Source organism: Aerosakkonema funiforme FACHB-1375, assembly GCF_014696265.1.
GTDB lineage: Bacteria > Cyanobacteriota > Cyanobacteriia > Cyanobacteriales > Aerosakkonemataceae > Aerosakkonema > Aerosakkonema funiforme_A.
On sequence record NZ_JACJPW010000052.1, the window covers coordinates 37746 to 56272 of the forward strand.

22 protein-coding genes and 1 tRNA gene are annotated in these 18527 nt (G+C 44.0%); 6 read left to right on the forward strand and 17 right to left on the reverse strand.

The features are described 5' to 3' along the window. Positions 1 to 66: 66 nt before the first annotated feature. Complete coding sequence (locus H6G03_RS20160) at positions 67 to 213, reverse strand: hypothetical protein (protein ID WP_190467367.1); 147 nt, start codon at positions 211 to 213, stop codon at positions 67 to 69. 64 nt (positions 214 to 277) lie between these two features. On the opposite strand from H6G03_RS20160, the gene H6G03_RS20165 reads away from it, so the two are divergent. Continuing rightward, complete coding sequence (locus tag H6G03_RS20165; RefSeq protein ID WP_190467371.1) at positions 278 to 763, forward strand: hypothetical protein; 486 nt, start codon at positions 278 to 280, stop codon at positions 761 to 763. Between the two features lie 259 nt (positions 764 to 1022). Here H6G03_RS20165 and rph read toward each other — a convergent pair whose 3' ends face one another. Together rph and H6G03_RS20175 are read right to left on the reverse strand one after the other, a co-directional pair. Continuing rightward, a complete protein-coding gene (gene rph / locus H6G03_RS20170) occupies positions 1023 to 1751 on the reverse strand; it encodes a ribonuclease PH (protein WP_190467374.1) in 729 nt (242 codons plus the stop codon). A gap of 562 nt (positions 1752 to 2313) precedes the next feature. Further along, positions 2314 to 2874 carry a nucleoside monophosphate kinase gene (locus H6G03_RS20175; protein WP_190467378.1) on the reverse strand — a complete coding sequence of 187 codons (561 nt, stop codon included), beginning with the start codon at positions 2872 to 2874 and terminating at the stop codon, positions 2314 to 2316. Between the two features lie 309 nt (positions 2875 to 3183). Here H6G03_RS20175 and H6G03_RS20180 point away from each other — a divergent pair, with 309 nt between their 5' ends. Next, the gene (locus H6G03_RS20180) at positions 3184 to 3720 is read left to right on the forward strand and encodes a P-loop NTPase family protein (RefSeq protein WP_190467383.1); all 537 of its coding nucleotides are present in this window, start codon (positions 3184 to 3186) and stop codon (positions 3718 to 3720) included. A 55-nt stretch (positions 3721 to 3775) separates the two neighbouring features. After that, a complete protein-coding gene (dcd, locus tag H6G03_RS20185) occupies positions 3776 to 4375 on the forward strand; it encodes a dCTP deaminase (protein WP_190467386.1) in 600 nt (199 codons plus the stop codon). 172 nt (positions 4376 to 4547) lie between these two features. Here dcd and thyX read toward each other — a convergent pair whose 3' ends face one another. From thyX to H6G03_RS20210, 5 genes are all read right to left on the reverse strand, one after another. Next, complete coding sequence (gene thyX / locus H6G03_RS20190) at positions 4548 to 5270, reverse strand: FAD-dependent thymidylate synthase (RefSeq protein WP_190467389.1); 723 nt, start codon at positions 5268 to 5270, stop codon at positions 4548 to 4550. Between the two features lie 99 nt (positions 5271 to 5369). Next, complete coding sequence (gene tmk / locus H6G03_RS20195; protein ID WP_190467392.1) at positions 5370 to 5993, reverse strand: dTMP kinase; 624 nt, start codon at positions 5991 to 5993, stop codon at positions 5370 to 5372. 32 nt (positions 5994 to 6025) lie between these two features. Then, on the reverse strand, positions 6026 to 6487 hold the full coding sequence (locus tag H6G03_RS20200) for an ATP-binding protein (protein ID WP_242056961.1): 462 nt from the start codon (positions 6485 to 6487) through the stop codon (positions 6026 to 6028). Positions 6488 to 6520: 33 nt separating this feature from the next. Further along, positions 6521 to 7276, reverse strand: coding sequence for a DNA/RNA nuclease SfsA (sfsA, locus tag H6G03_RS20205; protein WP_190467395.1), 756 nt, complete (start codon positions 7274 to 7276; stop codon positions 6521 to 6523). Next, positions 7276 to 8457, reverse strand: coding sequence for a DUF3095 domain-containing protein (locus H6G03_RS20210; RefSeq protein ID WP_190467399.1), 1182 nt, complete (start codon positions 8455 to 8457; stop codon positions 7276 to 7278). Before H6G03_RS20210 ends, sfsA begins: the two co-directional genes overlap by 1 nt. A gap of 65 nt (positions 8458 to 8522) precedes the next feature. On the opposite strand from H6G03_RS20210, the gene murJ reads away from it, so the two are divergent. Both murJ and H6G03_RS20220 read left to right on the forward strand, forming a co-directional pair. Continuing rightward, a complete protein-coding gene (gene murJ, locus H6G03_RS20215; protein WP_190467402.1) occupies positions 8523 to 10151 on the forward strand; it encodes a murein biosynthesis integral membrane protein MurJ in 1629 nt (542 codons plus the stop codon). 81 nt (positions 10152 to 10232) lie between these two features. Beyond that, on the forward strand, positions 10233 to 10574 hold the full coding sequence (locus H6G03_RS20220) for a hypothetical protein (protein ID WP_190467405.1): 342 nt from the start codon (positions 10233 to 10235) through the stop codon (positions 10572 to 10574). 62 nt (positions 10575 to 10636) lie between these two features. On the opposite strand, the gene H6G03_RS20225 is transcribed toward H6G03_RS20220, so the two are convergent. The 7 genes from H6G03_RS20225 to moaC form a co-directional block, all read right to left on the reverse strand. Further along, on the reverse strand, positions 10637 to 10942 hold the full coding sequence (locus tag H6G03_RS20225; RefSeq protein WP_190467408.1) for a DUF3181 family protein: 306 nt from the start codon (positions 10940 to 10942) through the stop codon (positions 10637 to 10639). Positions 10943 to 11030: 88 nt separating this feature from the next. Then, positions 11031 to 11312: a 2TM domain-containing protein gene (locus H6G03_RS20230; RefSeq protein WP_190467411.1), complete on the reverse strand. Its 282-nt coding sequence runs from the start codon at positions 11310 to 11312 to the stop codon at positions 11031 to 11033. Between the two features lie 38 nt (positions 11313 to 11350). Then, entirely contained in the window at positions 11351 to 11923 is a 573-nt protein-coding gene (locus H6G03_RS20235; protein ID WP_190467414.1) for a DUF4276 family protein, read from the reverse strand. After that, positions 11920 to 13107, reverse strand: a complete 1188-nt coding sequence (locus H6G03_RS20240) for an AAA family ATPase (RefSeq protein ID WP_190467417.1) — start codon at positions 13105 to 13107, stop codon at positions 11920 to 11922. Before H6G03_RS20240 ends, H6G03_RS20235 begins: the two co-directional genes overlap by 4 nt. Positions 13108 to 13167: 60 nt before the next feature. After that, positions 13168 to 13353: a hypothetical protein gene (locus H6G03_RS20245; protein ID WP_190467444.1), complete on the reverse strand. Its 186-nt coding sequence runs from the start codon at positions 13351 to 13353 to the stop codon at positions 13168 to 13170. A gap of 257 nt (positions 13354 to 13610) precedes the next feature. Beyond that, positions 13611 to 15074, reverse strand: coding sequence for an alpha-amylase (locus tag H6G03_RS20250; RefSeq protein ID WP_190467420.1), 1464 nt, complete (start codon positions 15072 to 15074; stop codon positions 13611 to 13613). Positions 15075 to 15305: 231 nt separating this feature from the next. Further along, complete coding sequence (moaC, locus tag H6G03_RS20255) at positions 15306 to 15800, reverse strand: cyclic pyranopterin monophosphate synthase MoaC (RefSeq protein WP_190467423.1); 495 nt, start codon at positions 15798 to 15800, stop codon at positions 15306 to 15308. Positions 15801 to 15837: 37 nt separating this feature from the next. On the opposite strand from moaC, the gene H6G03_RS20260 reads away from it, so the two are divergent. Beyond that, a tRNA-Arg gene (locus tag H6G03_RS20260) sits at positions 15838 to 15911 on the forward strand. A gap of 121 nt (positions 15912 to 16032) precedes the next feature. On the opposite strand, the gene H6G03_RS20265 is transcribed toward H6G03_RS20260, so the two are convergent. Both H6G03_RS20265 and H6G03_RS20270 read right to left on the reverse strand, forming a co-directional pair. Then, the gene (locus H6G03_RS20265) at positions 16033 to 17313 is read right to left on the reverse strand and encodes an MFS transporter (RefSeq protein ID WP_190467427.1); all 1281 of its coding nucleotides are present in this window, start codon (positions 17311 to 17313) and stop codon (positions 16033 to 16035) included. A gap of 95 nt (positions 17314 to 17408) precedes the next feature. Beyond that, positions 17409 to 18428, reverse strand: coding sequence for a glycosyltransferase family 2 protein (locus tag H6G03_RS20270; RefSeq protein WP_190467430.1), 1020 nt, complete (start codon positions 18426 to 18428; stop codon positions 17409 to 17411). Positions 18429 to 18527 lie beyond the last annotated feature (99 nt).

Genomic DNA, 18527 nt, shown 5'->3' on the forward strand with positions numbered 1-18527 from the left:
CTGGTAGGAATTTAGCTTAAGACTAAAACAATTTATCTGTTGTTTAAGTGCAATAAATCTTAATTGTTACAGAGCAAATAGAGTAGATACATAATTTGAGCGAAAAGTCAATAAATTCAGGAATGTTCCCTGGATATTGGGTTTGCCAGAGAAATCGCGATCGCGCTTTGTCAGCTTTTCGAGAGAGCGATCGCCTGTAGTTATTGCTATCATGATCTAATCGTCTGGCAACTTGCCAAGTCTAAAGGTGCAGTTGTTAACAATTCAGGTTTCGATTATGAACGCTAAATTGTTTGCGCTTATAGGGACTACCGCCGTACTGCTTACGTTTACGGTTGCGGTCGCTTCAACTGAGGCTATACCAGTATCTACTTCTTCCGATTCGTCGATACTTTTGGCTCAAGCCAGAAGGTCTCCGCTGAATCTCACTCCTGAGCAACAAGCACAAATGCGACAAATTCGCCAATCGACTCGCACTCAAATTGAAAATATTCTCACACCAGAGCAGAGAAATCAATGGAATGCGGCGATGGAACAGATGAGAACGAACAGAGGGCAGCGAGGGCAACGCGGTCAAAGCGGTCAAGGCGATCGAGGCAGTCAGCTCGGTCAAATGTTGTCTGCGTTGAACCTCACTCCCGAACAAAAAGCACAAATCCAACGAATTAGTCAAGAATCAAAGCAAAAAATGGATGCTATTCTGACTCCAGAGCAACGGCAACAAATGCAACAGATGCGTCAAAATCGCCGTCAGTATCAATAAGAATAGAGAAAAAATCAAGTGGGAGTCGGTTTAGGAGAGAGATGGGAAACATATGTCCAATTTTCTAAACCGACTCGACAATTTAGCGCTGAAAAATTCAATATTTTTACCTATTGCTATTAATTGATTTTTTGTGCTAAGATGTCAATACGATAATGGGAATCTGTGCGCTCATATAACCTCGTAACTATATAGCTATATAAAGCTAAATTAAGATTAGAGAACCCTTGCTGCACAAGGACTCGTGCCAAGGGAAAGATTAGTGAGAAGAACCGCGTAGAGTTTCCCTCTGAATTTCCAGCAAATCGCGAATACCTTTTTCAGCACAATCTAAGATTTGGTTTAGCTGGGAACGGCTAAAAGTACCATCCTCTGCGGTTCCTTGAATTTCGATGATGCCGAGATTTTCATCCATAACAATGTTAAAATCTACCTCGGCGGCGACATCTTCCGGATAGTTTAAATCCAAAAAAGGCTCACCTTGCAACAGTCCTACGGAAATAGCGGCCACTTGCTGACGAATCGGAGATACAGCCAGCTTACCCTGCTGCATCAACTTTTCCACAGCATCAGCCAACGCGACAAATCCTCCAGTAATGGCGGTAGTGCGCGTCCCCGCATCTGCCTGGATCGCATCGGCATCCACAATAATAGTGCGTTCCCCCAGCGCGTGCAAATCGACAGCCGCTCTTAAACTGCGACCGATCAGTCGCTGAATTTCCTGAGTGCGTCCGGATAACTTCAGAAATTCTCGTTCTTGACGTTGGGGAGTAGCGCCCGGTAGCATTCGATATTCAGCCGTCAGCCATCCCTTGCCAGTGCCCTCTAAAAATCTGGGGACACCTTCTTGAACAGTCACATTACAAAGAACTTGAGTATCGCCGCAATGGGTAAGAACAGACCCCGGTGCAAAGCGAGTAAAATTGCGCTCAAATCTAATGGGACGCAGTTGATCTGATTGTCTTCCATCAGGACGGTGCCAGGACATTGTGTTTGCTTGAAATCCTTAATTAGGATACAGCTTTTGGAGATGTCTAATCATTATTTTTTTAGTTGCGATCTTCACAATTATATTTAAATTTCCAAACAATATTTAAATATAATGTTCCAAATATCACTCCGTATAAACCGTCCTCGCCCCTAGCTTGTCCGCGATCGGATAGCGAAAAGCTACTTAAATCTTATTGTCAGGACTTACGTCAAGTCTGTATAGAGGTAAGCTATTTCTGGGAATAGGTTTACTTCTACTGCCAAAAATATAAATTTGCCAATCCCTGACTGACTATTATTGGCATCCCTGCCATAAGTTCTTTGTCCATAAAATTATGTTGCCGATCCAAATGCTATTCCGGCTTCGTAGTGCTTTAGAAAAGCCCAAGCGATCGGAAATGTTTTTAGTAGCAAAATAATGCTAATCAGGAATTTAAAATATTGTCAGGTGGTATAGTGCCAAACAAATTATATTTTTGTTTCACCTGCCAGATTTTGAATTCTGAGCAAAACAAATAGTTTTAACCCGGTAACACCTACTCTAGAGGTGGCCGGTTTTATTATTTACACAGATGATTTAATTGCTGCAAAATTTGCTCTTGCACTTGTTGTGGCGGTTGATGACCATTAATGCTTAAAAGTTTCTGACGACGTGCGTAATAATCGAGAATCAGGCCAGTGCGCTCTTGGAATAATTCTATCCGACGCTGAATAATGTCGGGCAGATCGTCGGTGCGCGATCGGTCCAGAGATCGACTCATCAACACCGATTCTGGCACATCCAGCCAAATTGCCCAATCCAAACGCTGTCCCATCTCATCCAACAAAAAATCTAATTCCTCAGCTTGGAAAGCAGTGCGGGGATAGCCATCAAGTACCCAACCGTTGGCGACATCGAACATCAGCAACCGCAGACGCATAAACTCAATCATCGTCGGGTCGGGTACTAACTCGCCCTTTTCCACAAAAGGTTGCGCCTTGATACCCAACTCTGTCCGGGCGGCGATTCCTGCTCGCAGTATATCACCAGTGGAGATCGCAGGGACATTCAAATGACTTGAGAGTCGTTGTGCCTGAGTTCCCTTACCGGCACCTGCACCTCCTAAAATTACCAGTCTCACAGCATCCTACTCCCCTAGAAAGTGGAATCTCAAATCAACTCAAGCTTATCATCAAACTTGTGAAGCCCAAACAAACCCGATTTCTTGGCAAAATCACCAGTTTAACTGGTTAACATCCGCCAAGAAACCTCGTTTCGACACCCACAGTGCCTAAGTTCCGAGTCAAATCTGGCTATTGACGTATCTATATATATAGTGTTTTACTAAGTAAACTAATCTAAAATTACACTAGATATTGTCAAGCAAACCGCCCAGCAGCACTACTAAACCATGCTGTCAAGCGCTTTGTTACCCATCAATTGTTGACCTATGGTAGCCCAGCTAGAAACCCCAACTCTTCATACTGACCCTCGCCTATTCCCCGTAGTGGAAGGATTGGTGCAAGTGTTCACCTCCTCTCACCGCACCTTTTTTACCAGCGTCATGGCGCAAGCGCTGAGAATTGCCGGACAGGGAACTCCCGTTTTGGTGGTGCAATTTCTCAAAGGGGGAATCAATCAAGGACACGAACGACCGGTGCGATTGGGAGAGTATTTAGATTGGATTCGCTGCGACTTGCCTCGCTGTATCGATACGCCACATCTGGACGATGGGGAGATGCGATCGCTCCATCAATTATGGCAATATACCCAAAAAGTTATCTTTGAAGGCAAGTATTCTCTGGTAGTTCTGGATGAATTGAGCCTAGCGATTAATTTTGACTTAATTTCAGAGTCGGAGGTACTCGCTGCGATCGAAAGACGCCCCAGTCACGTAGATATCGTTTTGACCGGCCAGGAAATGCCAGAAGCGATTTTGGAACTCGCAGATCAAGTTACCGAGATTCGCCGCAGCCACAGACCTTAAAAAATGTCTCAGTTTGCGGTATGCTAATATCCCTATTGGAATTACCTGTCAAACTGTGATTAAGAACGATATCTGGATTACTGAAATGGCTCAAAAGGGAATGATTTCCCCCTTTGAGCCAAAATTAATCCGAGAAGTAGAAGGAAACTCAGCTTTACCGTTACGTCCTGTCATCAGCTACGGTCTTTCTTCTTATGGCTACGACATACGTCTCTCTCCTGTAGAATTTCGCATTTTTCGCCATATTCCTGGCACAGTAGTCGATCCAAAAAACTTTAATTCTCAAAATCTAGAGCGAACGCAACTTCACACAGATGCCAGCGGTAGTTACTTTATTTTACCTGCACATTCCTATGGTCTTGGAGTTGCCTTAGAAAAGCTAGAAGTTCCAGAAAATATTACTGTTATTTGCATAGGAAAAAGTACTTACGCACGTTGTGGAATTATCGCAAATTTAACTCCGGCTGAAGCAGCATGGCGGGGTCATTTGACTTTGGAATTTTCTAACTCCTCCAGTGCTGATTGCCGAATTTATGCTAATGAAGGTGTGGTGCAATTGCTATTTTTGGCAGGAGAACCATGCGCGATTAGTTATGATACTCGTCAGGGTAAATATCAGGATCAAGCAGAGGTGGTAACTCTCGCTAGAGTTTGATTTTTAAATAAACGACGTTTGAGTTAAATTGAGTAGGATGCGTCAGAGCGATAAGATTAATTATTTTTCCCAAAATGCTGCTATCTGACGCACCCTACAGCTGGAAAACAACCTCAAAATTAATAACTAACAGCTTGAGTTATTACTATTATTCCTAATTTCATTGGTATCTTCAAGGTGCTAACCTGGCTTTACCAAGGCGATTAATTTCGTACCACTCTGCAATTGCTGGCACCCAATCTTGAAAGTGTGGCCACATCAGTTCGCATAGTTTTTGAATTTCCAATTGTGCATTTTTCTTATTTCTCAAGTCGCAAAAATGCAGAAAAGACCTTAAATTAAAGCTGACCACAAAATGCTGGCGGTAATCAAAAGGTAACTTACCTCTGGCGTGTTCCTCAGACATCCCTGCCTCAACATCAGCTTTGTATCGCCTTGCTGCTTCGATGCACCATTTTAAATCTGCTTGCCGTTGCTCTAATGAATAATAGTATTTTTTACCTTGACGGTCAGTGTAATCACCCACTGGACGAAGATAGAAAACTTCTTCTATATCTTTCTTGCCTTCTGCTACATCAATAAATTGATTGCCTGTATACCGAAATGACTGCACATCAAAGGATACCCCAACACGATGAGTCCGCGCTTGCTGCATTACGCTATGAGGAAAATAACCGCAATTAAACACAATCTGGGGATGCTCTAATGGGCCATAATGTCCCCTTTCACCCGCTAAAAGGCGCTTGACAATAATCTCACCGCAGCTTGACTCTGAAGGCCACGAGTCGCGCTCGTCAAACACAAAAGCCTCTGTATAATCTTGGTGGAGAGCGGCATAGACTACCTGCTGAGGATTTGGTGTTTTGGCAATAACTTCTACTCGAAATCGATCCATTAGACTTTTACAATTTGTTGACTGCGCTCAGAGTGTTTGCAGCACTAATGAGCATTTATGATTGTCTCAGAAAACGGTAACTTCTAACAACTCCAAATTCTAATCAAAATTTTCCTCAATGAACGTTACTATTTTTTCTCGAACAGTCTCTTTATCCTGGGTGCCATCAACTTGGAATACTAAACCATCATAGTTGCTAAATATCTCTTGATAATTCTTTCTCACTTTAGCGAGTTTTTCTTGATTTTCGTATATTTCTTTGACCGATCGATCTCCGATCCTCGTCACCCCCAACTCGGCGGGTATATCAATATACACTACTAAATCCGGATTGGGAAATTTTTGATTTAACCTGCTGATAAATTCCCTATCCTCTGGCGTATGCCAATTATATGCTAAAGAAGAAAAATAATATCTAGTACCGATAACTGTTAAATTATCCTTAAGTAACTTATACACCCCGTCCACTTCATTGTATAGGTGATCGTGGCGATCGGCTGCAAATAAATAAGCCATTTGTTCGTCAAACTTCTGGGTATCGTTAACAAACAATACCCTTTTCTTCATGGCCTGCCGAATCAAATTGCCGATCGGCCCATTCGACGGCTCGCAAGTTAACACCGCCCCTCGACCTTTAGCTGTAAAATAATCCTTCAGCAGAGCAGCTTGGGTCGAAGTGCCAGAGCCATCGATGCCTTCAAAAACGATAAACAAATTTTTCATTTTCTGTAGCCTTGCACCTTTAAAATGCTATCCTAATCCTTTTGTTTGATCAGGATTAGGCAATTCCGGCTATCCGCACATCTTTCATAACTCACCCGATCGGTAAGGCGTCGCATCAAAAACCAACCATAGCCGCCTTCTTGTAGTTTACCCGGTTCCGGCTCCGGTAACGTATCCGGATTAAACGGTTTACCTTTATCCCAAATGCGGATTTCCAGGCGATCTTCCCATATACTCAGCTCAATGTCGATCGGCGTTTCTGGCGGCAAATTCTTGTGCGCGTGGCGAACGGCGTTAGTAAATCCTTCGTCAAAAGCTAATTTGATGCCATCATATTCTTTGCCCAACCAGGCAAGCTTAGACTTATTCTGGAAGCAGAATCTGTCAAACCATTGGAGAACTTGGTTGAGGATGGTTAAATCGCTCTTAACGGTCAAATTGCCTTTTTGTAACATTCCTTCGCATTTCCACCATTTCATTGAAGTAAGAAGCATATTAAATCCCTAAATTTCAAACTTTGCCTTGAACTATGTATTAATCTTTAATAGTGGCATAGAAGGAAGAAAATCTGCCAACCCCAAATAACGAATACCATCCGGCTTAGTTTCAAAACGACAGGGCAAAACTTCCACTCCTCGTGCCACTGCTTCTCTTAACAGTTTGCCATAAACAGTGTCGGCAGAATCTCCAGGCGCAAAGTGAGTGCAGTCACCGCGATTGATAAAATAGAGCATCACCGCTCGCGCTTCGGGTAGTAGCCGCATCAGTTCTCGCAAGTGCTTCTGTCCCCGCGTCGTTTCCGTATCGGGAAATAGCGCCAGTCTCTCTTTTGCCCAAGTAGTATTTTTTACTTCCAAATATATAGGTCGTTCCAAATCAGTTCCCGTCAACAAAAAATCCACACGACTGCTTTTATCCAAACCGTAAGGCACTTCACCTCGAATCTGGCTGTAATTTCCCAGTTGCGGAATTAAATGTTTTTGTAAAACTAGCTTCACTACTTGGTTTGGTAGACCGGTATTCACTCCTACCCAAGTCGGTTCGTTATCCGAAACTTGAATCATTTCCCAGGTATAAGGCAATTTGCGTTTGGGATTGTTGCTTAAAGAAACCTGTACCAAACTACCGGCAGTGCAGACCCCCGTCATCGGCCCGGTATTCGGACAATGAGCTGTAATTACCTCACCTGTAGCTAATTCTATATCTGCAAAAAAACGCTTATAGCGTTTAAGCAAAATGCCGGGATAGAGAGTTGGGTAACAGTAAATCCGATCGTATGTCATCAGTAAAACCCCGATTTCATTCTTGACTTCATCGCTTTGGCAGCTAAAGCATAGCCACCATCTGCACCATCCACAAAATGTACTTGGCGACCGTTGCGCTCAAATACCAGACAGGTCATGATGGCGCGATCGGAGATATGTAAACCATAAACTAATTTCCCCTCTTTATATAGGTTATCTAAAGATTTTGTCAATTTTTCGCTTTGCAAAGTATTACCTGCAATAACCATACGTAACATATCATCAAACTTTTTGTAATCTGTTGCGGCAATTAAGTTTTGCTTATAATTGCCCCAATCTGTATCCCGTGTTTTAACTTTAAATCCCATCAAAAAAGCTCCTAAATAGTTTTCCAATTTAATCTTTGATAGATATATTTGTCGAGCTAACCAACTGCCTGACTGGGAACGAAGGTTGACTTCTTTGAACAATTTATTTTCATTAAACGAAAGATTGAGAGATTCGGCAGATACCGGATGAAGATCGGCTTCCTCACCGTAAATCTCTTTAATAATATGTAAAACGTCTTTGTAAACCGAGCTAATTTCTACCAAATCATCGCTGATTGCCATCACCAACAAACTCACGATCTCCCCATGTTTGCTCGGTATATCTTGCCAGCGACACTCCAAACCAGAAAAATCTGCTTGGCTAGAACCAACAACATTATGAAGGCGGTAAATATCAGCAGTTGCAGCATTTTTAACCAAGTCGTTGGCATAAGCTAGACCGCCCCCGGTAAATACCGCTTGGGTGTAATTTTCAGAAATTTTTACCTTAGCTACTTTCACATCATAGTGCCTTTCTATAACTACATACCCTGGAACTATGCCAATCCGTAAATCAAAGTCAAATTCATTTTTAGCTAAATGTCGTGTAGCTAGTAAAGCTCCCTGCACTGCCGACAAAAGAGTTGGGGGAATTAAAATTGTAGCGCCATCACCGCCGAATACGAAGGGAATATCGATATTTTTAGCTATATTTAAAATAGCAACAATAGAAGCCGCGCCAATTAAATTAACATCTTTGTAACGGCCTGACTCAATCGCTTTAGTAGAACCAGCAATATCCGTGACTATAATCAGCCAATCTTGAGGAACAGAAACAAAATTCCGGAAATCCGTGATGTCCAGAAAATTTTCTAAACTAGGTAAGTCGGCATAGAAAGTTTCGGCGGACATACTGTTCGGACTTGCCAGATTCACGATTGAATAGTACAACTACCTTTAGTCATTTTTAACATTTTGTGTCTGCAATCAAAAAACCCTCTCGAACTCTGGCTGGAATTGCGGGAATTGTCGCAGTTGCAACCTTAATCAGTAAAGTGTTTGGCTTGGTACGCCAGCAAGCGATCGCCGCCGCCTTTGGAGTCGGTGCAGCCGCCAACGCCTACAGCTACGCCTATATTCTCCCAGGTTTTTTGTTAATCTTGCTAGGCGGCATCAATGGGCCATTTCACAGCGCCGTAGTCAGTGTACTGGCAAAGCGCGGTAAAGAAGAAGCCGCTCCCATTGTAGAGACAATCACAACTATTGTTGGTGCAGCTTTGCTACTGGTGACGATCGCCACCACGATCTTTGCCGAACCGCTGATCAACTTAGTCGCACCGGGACTTAGCGATACATCAGGGGTAGGTTCCCTCACGAAAGCGATCGCCATCCAACAACTTCAGATTATGGCACCGATGGCGCTCTTTGCCGGACTGATCGGCATCGGTTTTGCCACCCTTAACGCCGCAGATCAATATTGGCTACCCTCCATCAGCCCCCTATTTTCCAGCATCACAGTCATTGGGGGAATTGCCGTTTTAGCAATGCAGCTGGGCCACAAAATTACCCTCCCCGAATACGCCATCCTGGGAGGACAGGTTTTAGCTGTAGGAACCCTTGCCGGTGCATTCTTGCAGTGGTTAGTGCAGGTAGTGGCCCAGTGGCGAGCGGGTTTGGGAACATTGCGCCTGCGCTTCGACTTCCAGCATCCTGGCGTGCGCGAAACAATCAGACTCATGGGGCCGGCCACTTTTTCCTCCGGGATGATGCACATAAACGTTTACACCGACTTATTCTTTGCATCCTTCATCCCCAAAGCCGCCGCCGCCTTAAGCTATGCCGGATTGTTAGTGCAAACGCCTCTAGGAATTATTTCCAATGTTTTGTTAGTACCTTTTTTACCCATATTTTCCCGACTCGCCGCCCCGGAAGATTGGCCGGAATTAAAAGTGCGAATTCGTCAGGGATTAATTCTCACTGCGCTTACCATGTTACCTCTGGGTGCGATCATGGTTTCCCTTTCCGTCCCAATTGTACGAGTAGTTTACGAACGGGGAGCATTCGATCGCGACGCATCCAAATTAGTAGCATCCCTGCTAGTCGCTTACGGCATCGGGATGTTTTTCTACTTAGGTCGAGATGTACTGGTGCGAGTATTTTATGGTTTGGGAGATGGAGACACACCTTTTCGGATCAGCGTGTTCAATATCTTTCTCAAAGCTTTGTTGAATTTTATTTTTGTGCAACCTTTTGGCGCACCCGGTTTGGTTCTTTCCACAATGGGAGTAAACCTCACCTCAATGGTAATGTTGTTGTGGTGTCTCAACCGCAAACTCAACGGTTTGCCCTGGCGCGAATGGGGAATACCGTTAATATGGTTGACTGCTGGTAGTGCGATCGCAGGTGTCACCAGTTGGGGTACGAATTGGGGTTTGCAACAAATTTTGGGCAGCGAAGGTTTGCTAATTCAACTACTGCAATTAAGCGTCGCCGGGTTAGTCGGCTTATGCCTATTCGCTGTATTTGCCATTCAATTGAAGTTGCCAGAAGTCGATATTTTTGTCTCCCGTATCCGCCAACGATTTTTCAGAGGGTCTAAGGGCTAGTTTTGAGTTTTGAGTAAGTAGTAGGGTGGGCATTGCCCATCCTACTCCCTAAATTTTGCTAAATATTCATCAAGCAAATTTATGTCTATCCTCTACCCTGTCCTTGATGATTTTCTTCCCGATTACAAAGTCAAAGAAGACTTGTTAAATATATTGTGGGAAGATGACTTAGAGTGTGAAATTGATTTAGAGACAGGGAAAATTAAAGTACCTCGCGATACTCTCCTAGAAGTCATTTCTAAAAGTTACAGACAGAACAATTACCAAATAGGTTTTGGTAATTATTATGCTGCTCAAGTTGCGATTGGAGGTGTAAAAAAACAAGAATCTGGTATCTTATATCCAGTTTATTGCTTTGCAACTCTTTTTTATAACAGGGAGCGAGATGTTATCACTACAGATGTTCATCCCGAAATGCGGTAACATATTGGTAAGATCGCCACAGCAGCACTAAGTAATAGGGTGGGCAATTCCCACCCAAACCGCTACATTTTGCGTTGATATTCTTCCAAAATATCCATCAAATTCACCTGACTGGCTGTCGGTATCAAATCGGCGAGCGGAATTTCTCTTTTTCCGCCTATCTTGACAGGAATATCTGACAGAATTTGTAGCACCTTACTTTCTTCAAGAGAATTATTCTGAAGCATGGGATATACCCGTTCCGCGAGGGGGGTGTGTAAATGTGCTTCCCGCAAGTAGAGATGCCACTTGGCAATGTCGATATAAACATTTTCGCCTATTTCGGCGGCCAGTTTTTCGATCGCTTCAGAAGTATTGGTTTTTGCCATAGGACTTACTCCGATAAAAAGCTACCTCGATCCTAATTGAATCAACCCCAGTCCCGGCGTAAATCCCTGCTTAGCAAGATTTTTCAATCTATCCTTGGGGAGATTTTGTGGGCGTTTCCGATGTCAGTTGCGGTTGGGAGTAGTTTGCGATCGCAAAAATATACACAGCATGGGCCACCAAAACCAGCGCCCATCCACCCGTCACCCACTTGGCCCAAGGCCATTCAGCATTTTTCAGGATATCGAAAAACCATATACCGGAATTACTAGCAGCAAAAATTGCGACATGGGTGGCGAAGTTCATGCGGTCATCGAGTTTGCGGAAAGCGGGGTCATTGCGATCGGGTTTGCGGGGCCAACGAGGAGGCATAGAATATTTCTATCGAGTGAAACAGAGTTAGTACTTATCTAGATTGTAGGGTAAGACTGAATAATTCTTTTGATTGAACTGATAAAATGATAAAAACTGCGGGAGCGTGTGTTTTCAATATTCAAATAAGGTGCTATTATTCTCGAACCGTTTATCTTCTGGTATTCAGGTACAAGGGATTTCAATTCTTGTGATGGATTTCCAAGCTCATCGGGATTTCGGAATTTCTTTTCATTTTGTCGTGAGGAAAGATTGGGTTTCTCATAAGCTTTTTCCACCGCCTCTAGATCGGAAAGATACCAGCTTTCCAGTTCGCGACAGGCAATACGTACAATAGCTTGAGACTTATTTGCTTCTTCGCATTTTTGTTTAAGTTTCGTTTTAATATCTTGGCAGTTGCCAGAATCTCGATCGCGCAAAATAATAAATGTTGCATCCGGATTCTTATATTTTTGTAGTTTTCGTACCATCTGCTTTTCTAGGTCTTGTTTACCTTCAAAAACAATATACCTAACAAATATATCCAGTTCTGCCGATATTATCTTCGGTAAAATACCTTCAATCATTACTTGTGCCGATAGTTCTTCTAGTAAGAAAACAAGCTCTCTCATAGCGGATCTGCCCCTTCAAAAAAACCCTGTCGCCAGAGATAGCCGAGTTTATCTCCATCATTCATGTAAGCTTTGATTTGTTCATCTTCACTCGCTCGCTTAACGAATGTGTAACCTCTTTCTTTTTTTAGCCAAAATACTTCTTCAAGTTCGCAACCATTTAAAAAATCTGGAGAATGAGTAGATACAAAAACTTGACCTCCCCGGCGTGCATAATCCCTAAATTCTTCTGCAAGTTCGTTAAGTAGTTTCGGGTAAAACTGGTTTTCTGGTTCTTCCACACATAGCAGTGGATGCGGCTTTGGATCGTACAAAAGCACTAAATAAGCAAACATTTTGAGCGTCCCATCAGAGACATATCGCGCCAGAAAAGGGTCTTGAAAATCGCCGTCCTTAAACCGAAGCAGTACCCGCCCTTCTTCAGTAATTTTTGCATCAACCTGAGTTATACCAGGAACTCGCTGTTTCAGCTTTTCAATGATTTTATTAAAAATATCACGATGCCTATTATACAAAAACTGTGTCACCAGCGCTAAGTTTTCACCCTCTTTTGAGAGATGTTCGGCATAACCAGATTCCCTTTCCGGTCGCGCTTGCTGGATGTGAAAATCGGAAATATGCCAGTTTTCAAGCAAATCACCAATGGCTTTACTTGCCGGAAATTGTTCAAATTGCGCCAAACCTTTCAAGGCCAGAATATCTGGAGATTTCATTTCATATTTTTCCCATCTTAACTCTGTGCGATCGGTAATTCGATCGGGTTGATTGATAACAGCTTCTCCCTTACCTTTACAAAAATCCAGAAAACGCCAAGCCTGACCTTTACTATCCTCTTGGTATTGGAGAATCTCTTTTTCTATTATAGGGCGATCGTCTTCTTCGTTTATTTTTAAAGAATAGGTAACTAATGGGGATTTATCATCTTGACTAAACTTTAATTCAATTTCTATCGCTCCTGTTGAATTCCGGCTTCTTACTTCCTGAAATCCTCTCGCGCCTCCTAATTTGGTTAGGGCAATATGAATGTTATCAGTTAAAGCATCTTTGAGAAAACTGAATACGTTAAAAATGGTTGTTTTACCTGTACCATTTGCACCGACGAAAACGCACATTTTAGGAATCTTTTTGATTTCAAGTTCTCTGAAAGCTTTAAAATTTTTTAGGCGGATACTTTCGATTTTCATAACTCACTATTACGCGCTTGTGTATACGGATAGATTATGATGAAATTCTGGATGACTAAACTACTCCATTCCACGACTCTGCAATTTATTAGCAACTCTGATTTCGGCTAAACTTTTTTTATATTTCTGGTTTATCTCTAGAGTAAAATCAGCTAATTCCTTCATTTGATGCTCGGTAATTTTAGCCAGTTCGCGCAGTTCTTTCATTTTGGCTAATTCGCCTTCACTCATAGATGGTTGTGTCATCCTCAGTCCTCCAAAGGAGTTTTAAGTTGATTAGCATTCATTTTAGCTCAGTGAAATCAACCGCCATAAATCAACCTAAAGATAGATAGCGAAAGCTCCTAGTTCCTCAGTAATCTAAATGTAGATGGAAAAAAGTAAGATGCGATCGCACCTGTCAGCACGATCGCCAAAACATCAGCAGTCCTCAATCAAAAAAAAGATAACCGCATTCGAGAAATATTTATCTCGAACTTATTACTTTGATTCAGTTAGAACTACTACTGCTCAATCCACACGGAAACCGAACCACCATCGCAGGGAAACTCGCCCCAGCCCTCCTCATTAGTATGCACAGGTTCCTTGATATATTCCATTAAGTCAACAAAAGTTGAGTTAGGTTTACCCACCTCCATCCACTTGCTGCCACCTGGGCCATCGCTCATCATCACAGCCATTCCCTTGGGATGTTCGGAGTCGCCCAAGCGCGTCCAGCCGATAATATTGGGATGGTCGAAGTAATCGTACTGAGGCCCGTAGCCATAGTGTTTGCGAGCGTAAAGAAACTTATCGATCGCATAACGGTGAGATTCCATCTTGATGTGAATCCCTTTATCGTCATACTCTGCGCCGTAATAGTCAGCATAGAAAACACAGGGATAACCTTCCTGCCTCAATAGAATCAAAGCATAAGCCAAAGGCTTAAACCAAGAAGCCACAAACGATTCCAACGACTGCAAAGGTTGGGAATCGTGGTTTTCCACAAACGTCACCGCCAAAGAAGGCTGTTGCTGCATCAGAGTGTTATTCAGAATATGCCGCATATCGTAGTGTCCCGCCGCTTGGCTAGTAGTATGGAAATTGAAGTGCAACGGCACATCAAAAAGGGACATTCGGCCACCAGTATTATTGATATACCAGTGCAGCGTTTCCAGATCCGATGTCCAGTACTCACCGACAACAAAGAAATTGCGTTGAGCGTATTGGCGCATTTCATCCAACCAGTCTACAAAAAACCAGGAAGAGATGTGTTTGATCGCATCCAGTCGGAAACCATCTACACCTGTGGTGTCCAGATACCATTTGCCCCAGCGTGCTAATTCTTCCCGCACCTCTTCACTTTCCATATCCAAGTCACACCCTAGCAGAAAAGCGAAATTGCCCTGTTCCAGACTGACAAAATCGTCAAAGCTTTTACCTTCCAGCAGATAAACGGTGTTCAAATCCTCCGGACGCTGGTGATTGTAGTTAACCGCATCAAAATGCCACCAGTGCCACTCCATAGTAGAATACTTGCCTTTGCGACCGGCGAATTTAAAGTATGTGTAGGCTTCGATTTCCTGAAGTTCGCCGCTTGGGGTACTGCGATCGTGTCCGTAGAATGGTGTCGCCTTCACCATTTCCGTCTCATCCGCACCATCCTTGTGGTTGAGAACCACATCGGCATAAACTTCAATTCCTTCAGCTTGTAATGCCTTAATGGCAGCCAAGTACTGTTCGCGGGTGCCGTACTTTGTTCGCACACTCCCTTTTTGGTCAAATTCACCCAAATCGAACAAATCGTACACCCCATAGCCCACATCCTCCGCGCCGCTTTTGCCCTTGAAAGCCGGTGGTAACCACAGTGCTGTAAACCCCGCTTCAGCCAATTCTTTTGCTTTATTCTGCACTTCCTCCCAATAAGTACCATCGTTGGAGTTATACCAATGGAAATACTGCATCATCACGCCATTAGTTTCTGCCATATTTACGCCTAAAGATAAGGTTTCGATTGCAAATCGCTAAAAACGAGTCATAAGTCACCTGTTTTCCCAACTTGGATTCACAGACAAACTTAAAACTGCGTGACATACTCCCGACGCTCACCTTAACAGGTAGAGCGCGGGGCTGCTTGCGGTTATAGCTCAAATTATCAACATTAAAGCAGTTTTTAGAAGAGTTGCCAGTTCTGGCAATTGGCAGGCTTGTTGAATTCTCTAACTTTCTTGCCGATAATCTCCCGATTTCCCACCGGTTTTACTCAGCAAACGAATTCCTTCAATCTGCATCGATTTCTCTAAAGCTTTTGCCATATCGTATAGGGTGAGCGCTGCTACCGACACCGCCGTCAGCGCTTCCATTTCCACCCCCGTTTCCGCCTTAGTCTTGACTTCCGCCCGAATTTGATATCCCGGCAATTCCGAATCGGGCGTTATTTGCACTTCTACTTTAGAAAGCGGCAGGGGATGACACAAGGGTATCAATTGGGCAGTCTGTTTCGCAGCCATAATGCCAGCTAACCTCGCCGTTCCCAATACATCTCCTTTGGGGGCATTACCAGCTTGTATCGCTGCCAATGTTTTAGGCAACATCCGCACCTGACCGGCTGCTACTGCCTGCCGCACGGTTGCCTCTTTGGCTGAAACGTCCACCATATGGGCTTCGCCGCGATCGTCTAAATGCGTCAGTTTATTTTCAGAAAATTGTTGCATTATCTAATTAGCCTGTGTTACTATAAATTTCTGGCAAGGGCTTGTAGCTTAGTGGATTAGAGCGTGTGGCTACGGACCACAAGGTCGGGGGTTCGAGTCCCTCCAAGCCCGTCCCAAATAAAAAAATAAAAGTAAAAAGGCAAAAGAAGCAAGCTTTTGCCTTTTTACTTTTATGTTCGCTCAAGCGCTCGATAATTAGGGGATATTTGTCGAGCCAATCCAAAATCCAAAATTAGATGTCCCCAGTTCCGAATGACCTTATTTCCTGAAAGGCATACATATCTTTTTCCTGTCCCAAAGCAAATCTGAGAGAATGAGCTAAATCTTTGCTACCGGAAGTGATGAAAATGAGCAAAGCTAAAGTAACCAATCCGGTGCAAACAGCGAAAATGTTCGCGTAGCCGATATACTGGGCAAGAGAACCAAAAGCAGGCGCTGCGATCGCTGCCCCCAAATCGAACCCGCTAATGCAGATAGCAAAAACCCGCCCTCTTTCTAGAGGAGAAGAACGATCGGACAGCAAAGCAACCATCATAGGCAGCAACGTTCCCAAACCGGCACCTTCAATTAAACCAGCTAACAAAAAGCCGATCGCACTTTTCGCCTGCCACAGCATCAACATTGCCACACAATAGCAGAGAATACTAGCTGTGATAAACAGTCCCCGTCCGTAGCGATCGGAAGCGCGACCGATGAAGACCCGGACGCTGAAACTCGAGATTGCAGTAGCGGTGTAAAACCACCCAGCATTCAAATCCACCTTTGCCGCCGCCACATACAAAGGTACAAACGTACTCAAAGCCCCAAAACCAAAACCAACCAGCAACAGCACTAAAGATGGAATCACCAAAGCCGGATCGGTCAAAATTTTCCATATAGATTTGACCTGCGCTTGTCCAGAAATATCCAGTTTTTCCAATCTTTCCTGACTTTTCAGTTTCCTTGCTTCTTTTATCAGACCAAGACCAAAGTAACTGCTAATTCCCAATGCAGCGGCGAAGAGAAACAAGCGATCGTAACCCGCCCCAGCCTGTAGCAATCCCCCTATTGCTGGGCCTAGTGCTATCCCGATCGGAGTTACCAGACTCATATACCCGATCAACTCACCTCGTTGGCCGATCGGCGACAAATCTACCACCAAAGCAGTATAGCCAGTAGTAAAGGCAGCAATAGCGATCCCGTGAAAAGCACGAATTGCGATCAGCAGGGGGATAGACTGCACGAACAAGTAGCCAAAAGGTGCGATCGCAGCCACAAAAGCACCCAGCAACAACACCAGTTTGCGACTGCGGCGATCGGCCAACTTTCCTAGCCAAGGACGAAATAATAACAGCCCGATCGCAAAAGCTCCCATGACAATTCCTACCTGTCGATCCGTACCCCCTACGTGCTGGACGTAGAGAGGCAGCGTCGGCAGCAGAGAACCCATGCAAGTCCAAAACAATAAGCCAGAAGCGAATAATATCAGTAAATTACGTCGCTCTGGCGGTTCAAGAGTCCAAAAAACTTTCACAGGTTAATTAGTAATTGATAATTCTTCATTGCCACTAGCCTCATTCTCAGATTTGGGACTGGTAATGCTATTAGCAACAAACAAAACTTCTACTGTTAACTATTTTTAACGATCGGCTCCACAACTTCCCTCACCCGATAGATTGGTCTTCCTTGAGATTCGTGATAAGTTCGCATTAACAGCTCTGCCAGCAACCCAAAACTAAACAGCTGGATACCAGTCAACAAAAGCAATACTGTCAAAATCAGTAATGGGCGATTGCCGATCGTCACTCCCAATCCCAGTTTCAGGAAAGTGAGATAGCCCCCCAGCACTACTCCCAAAAACATAGAAAGCAAACCCAACAATCCAAAAACGTGCATCGGTCGTGTGAGGAACTTTTTCATAAACCAGATGGTTAACAAATCCATCAACACTCGGAATGTCCGCCCCAAACCGTACTTACTGCGCCCGTAGCGCCGGGAGTGGTGTCCCACCGCCATTTCTGTAATTCTCGCCCCTTCGATGTAAGCTAAAGCAGGCAAAAAGCGATGTAATTCGCCGTAAAGATTCAAATCTGCCACTAATTCCGCTCGATAAGCTTTGAGAGAACAGCCGTAATCGTGCAACTGCACACCCGTAACTCGCCCAATTAACCAGTTGGCAATTTTGGAAGGTAGCAAACGAGTGAGAGTGTCATCCTTTCTGTGCTTGCGCCAGCCGCTCACCATATCGTACCCTTCCGCCAACTTGGCCAGCAGTACGGGAATATCAGCCGGATCGTTCTGCAAGTCCGCATCTAAAGTGACGATCGCTTTTCCTCGCGCATAATTAAATCCAGCCGCCATCGCCGCCGTTTGACCGTAGTTGCGACGTAGCAACACAGCTTTGAGATCGGAACGGAGAAGCGCTTGTTGTTTGAGAAATTCTGCCGATCCATCTTTAGAGCCATCATCCACGCAGATGATCTCATAAGACAATTGGCAAGAGGTTAGAGTGGTAGCGATCGCCTCGATCAAATGCGGCAAACTCTCCACTTCGTCGCAAATCGGTACGATCGCAGATACATCCGGAGTGTCGATCGCAGAAAAACCATTCCTTGTCCCTGCTGTTGCGGAAAATAACGAAGTGTTCATAGTAGTAGCCAGCCTTGTCACCTCACACCGACGAGCTAGTTATATCACGCACTGGGGGAGTCAAAAGTCAAAAGTCAAAAGTCAAAATTTCTCCTCTTC

What these genes read in the sequence shown, in the direction of transcription:
- H6G03_RS20235 (WP_190467414.1), bottom strand. Translation starts at nt 11,923, where the DNA reads ATGAGAGAGCTTGTTTTCTTACTAGAAGAACTATCGGCACAAGTAATG.
- H6G03_RS20200 (WP_242056961.1), bottom strand. Translation starts at nt 6,487, where the DNA reads ATGCTTCTTACTTCAATGAAATGGTGGAAATGCGAAGGAATGTTACAA.
- H6G03_RS20250 (WP_190467420.1), bottom strand. Translation starts at nt 15,074, where the DNA reads ATGGCAGAAACTAATGGCGTGATGATGCAGTATTTCCATTGGTATAAC.
- thyX (WP_190467389.1), bottom strand. Translation starts at nt 5,270, where the DNA reads ATGGATCGATTTCGAGTAGAAGTTATTGCCAAAACACCAAATCCTCAG.
- tmk (WP_190467392.1), bottom strand. Translation starts at nt 5,993, where the DNA reads ATGAAAAATTTGTTTATCGTTTTTGAAGGCATCGATGGCTCTGGCACT.
- H6G03_RS20245 (WP_190467444.1), bottom strand. Translation starts at nt 13,353, where the DNA reads ATGACACAACCATCTATGAGTGAAGGCGAATTAGCCAAAATGAAAGAA.
- moaC (WP_190467423.1), bottom strand. Translation starts at nt 15,800, where the DNA reads ATGCAACAATTTTCTGAAAATAAACTGACGCATTTAGACGATCGCGGC.
- H6G03_RS20220 (WP_190467405.1), top strand. Translation starts at nt 10,233, where the DNA reads ATGTCTATCCTCTACCCTGTCCTTGATGATTTTCTTCCCGATTACAAA.
- H6G03_RS20225 (WP_190467408.1), bottom strand. Translation starts at nt 10,942, where the DNA reads ATGGCAAAAACCAATACTTCTGAAGCGATCGAAAAACTGGCCGCCGAA.
- H6G03_RS20160 (WP_190467367.1), bottom strand. Translation starts at nt 213, where the DNA reads ATGATAGCAATAACTACAGGCGATCGCTCTCTCGAAAAGCTGACAAAG.
- H6G03_RS20210 (WP_190467399.1), bottom strand. Translation starts at nt 8,457, where the DNA reads ATGTCCGCCGAAACTTTCTATGCCGACTTACCTAGTTTAGAAAATTTT.
- rph (WP_190467374.1), bottom strand. Translation starts at nt 1,751, where the DNA reads ATGTCCTGGCACCGTCCTGATGGAAGACAATCAGATCAACTGCGTCCC.
- H6G03_RS20240 (WP_190467417.1), bottom strand. Translation starts at nt 13,107, where the DNA reads ATGAAAATCGAAAGTATCCGCCTAAAAAATTTTAAAGCTTTCAGAGAA.
- sfsA (WP_190467395.1), bottom strand. Translation starts at nt 7,276, where the DNA reads ATGACATACGATCGGATTTACTGTTACCCAACTCTCTATCCCGGCATT.
- H6G03_RS20180 (WP_190467383.1), top strand. Translation starts at nt 3,184, where the DNA reads ATGGTAGCCCAGCTAGAAACCCCAACTCTTCATACTGACCCTCGCCTA.
- H6G03_RS20270 (WP_190467430.1), bottom strand. Translation starts at nt 18,428, where the DNA reads ATGAACACTTCGTTATTTTCCGCAACAGCAGGGACAAGGAATGGTTTT.
- H6G03_RS20165 (WP_190467371.1), top strand. Translation starts at nt 278, where the DNA reads ATGAACGCTAAATTGTTTGCGCTTATAGGGACTACCGCCGTACTGCTT.
- H6G03_RS20230 (WP_190467411.1), bottom strand. Translation starts at nt 11,312, where the DNA reads ATGCCTCCTCGTTGGCCCCGCAAACCCGATCGCAATGACCCCGCTTTC.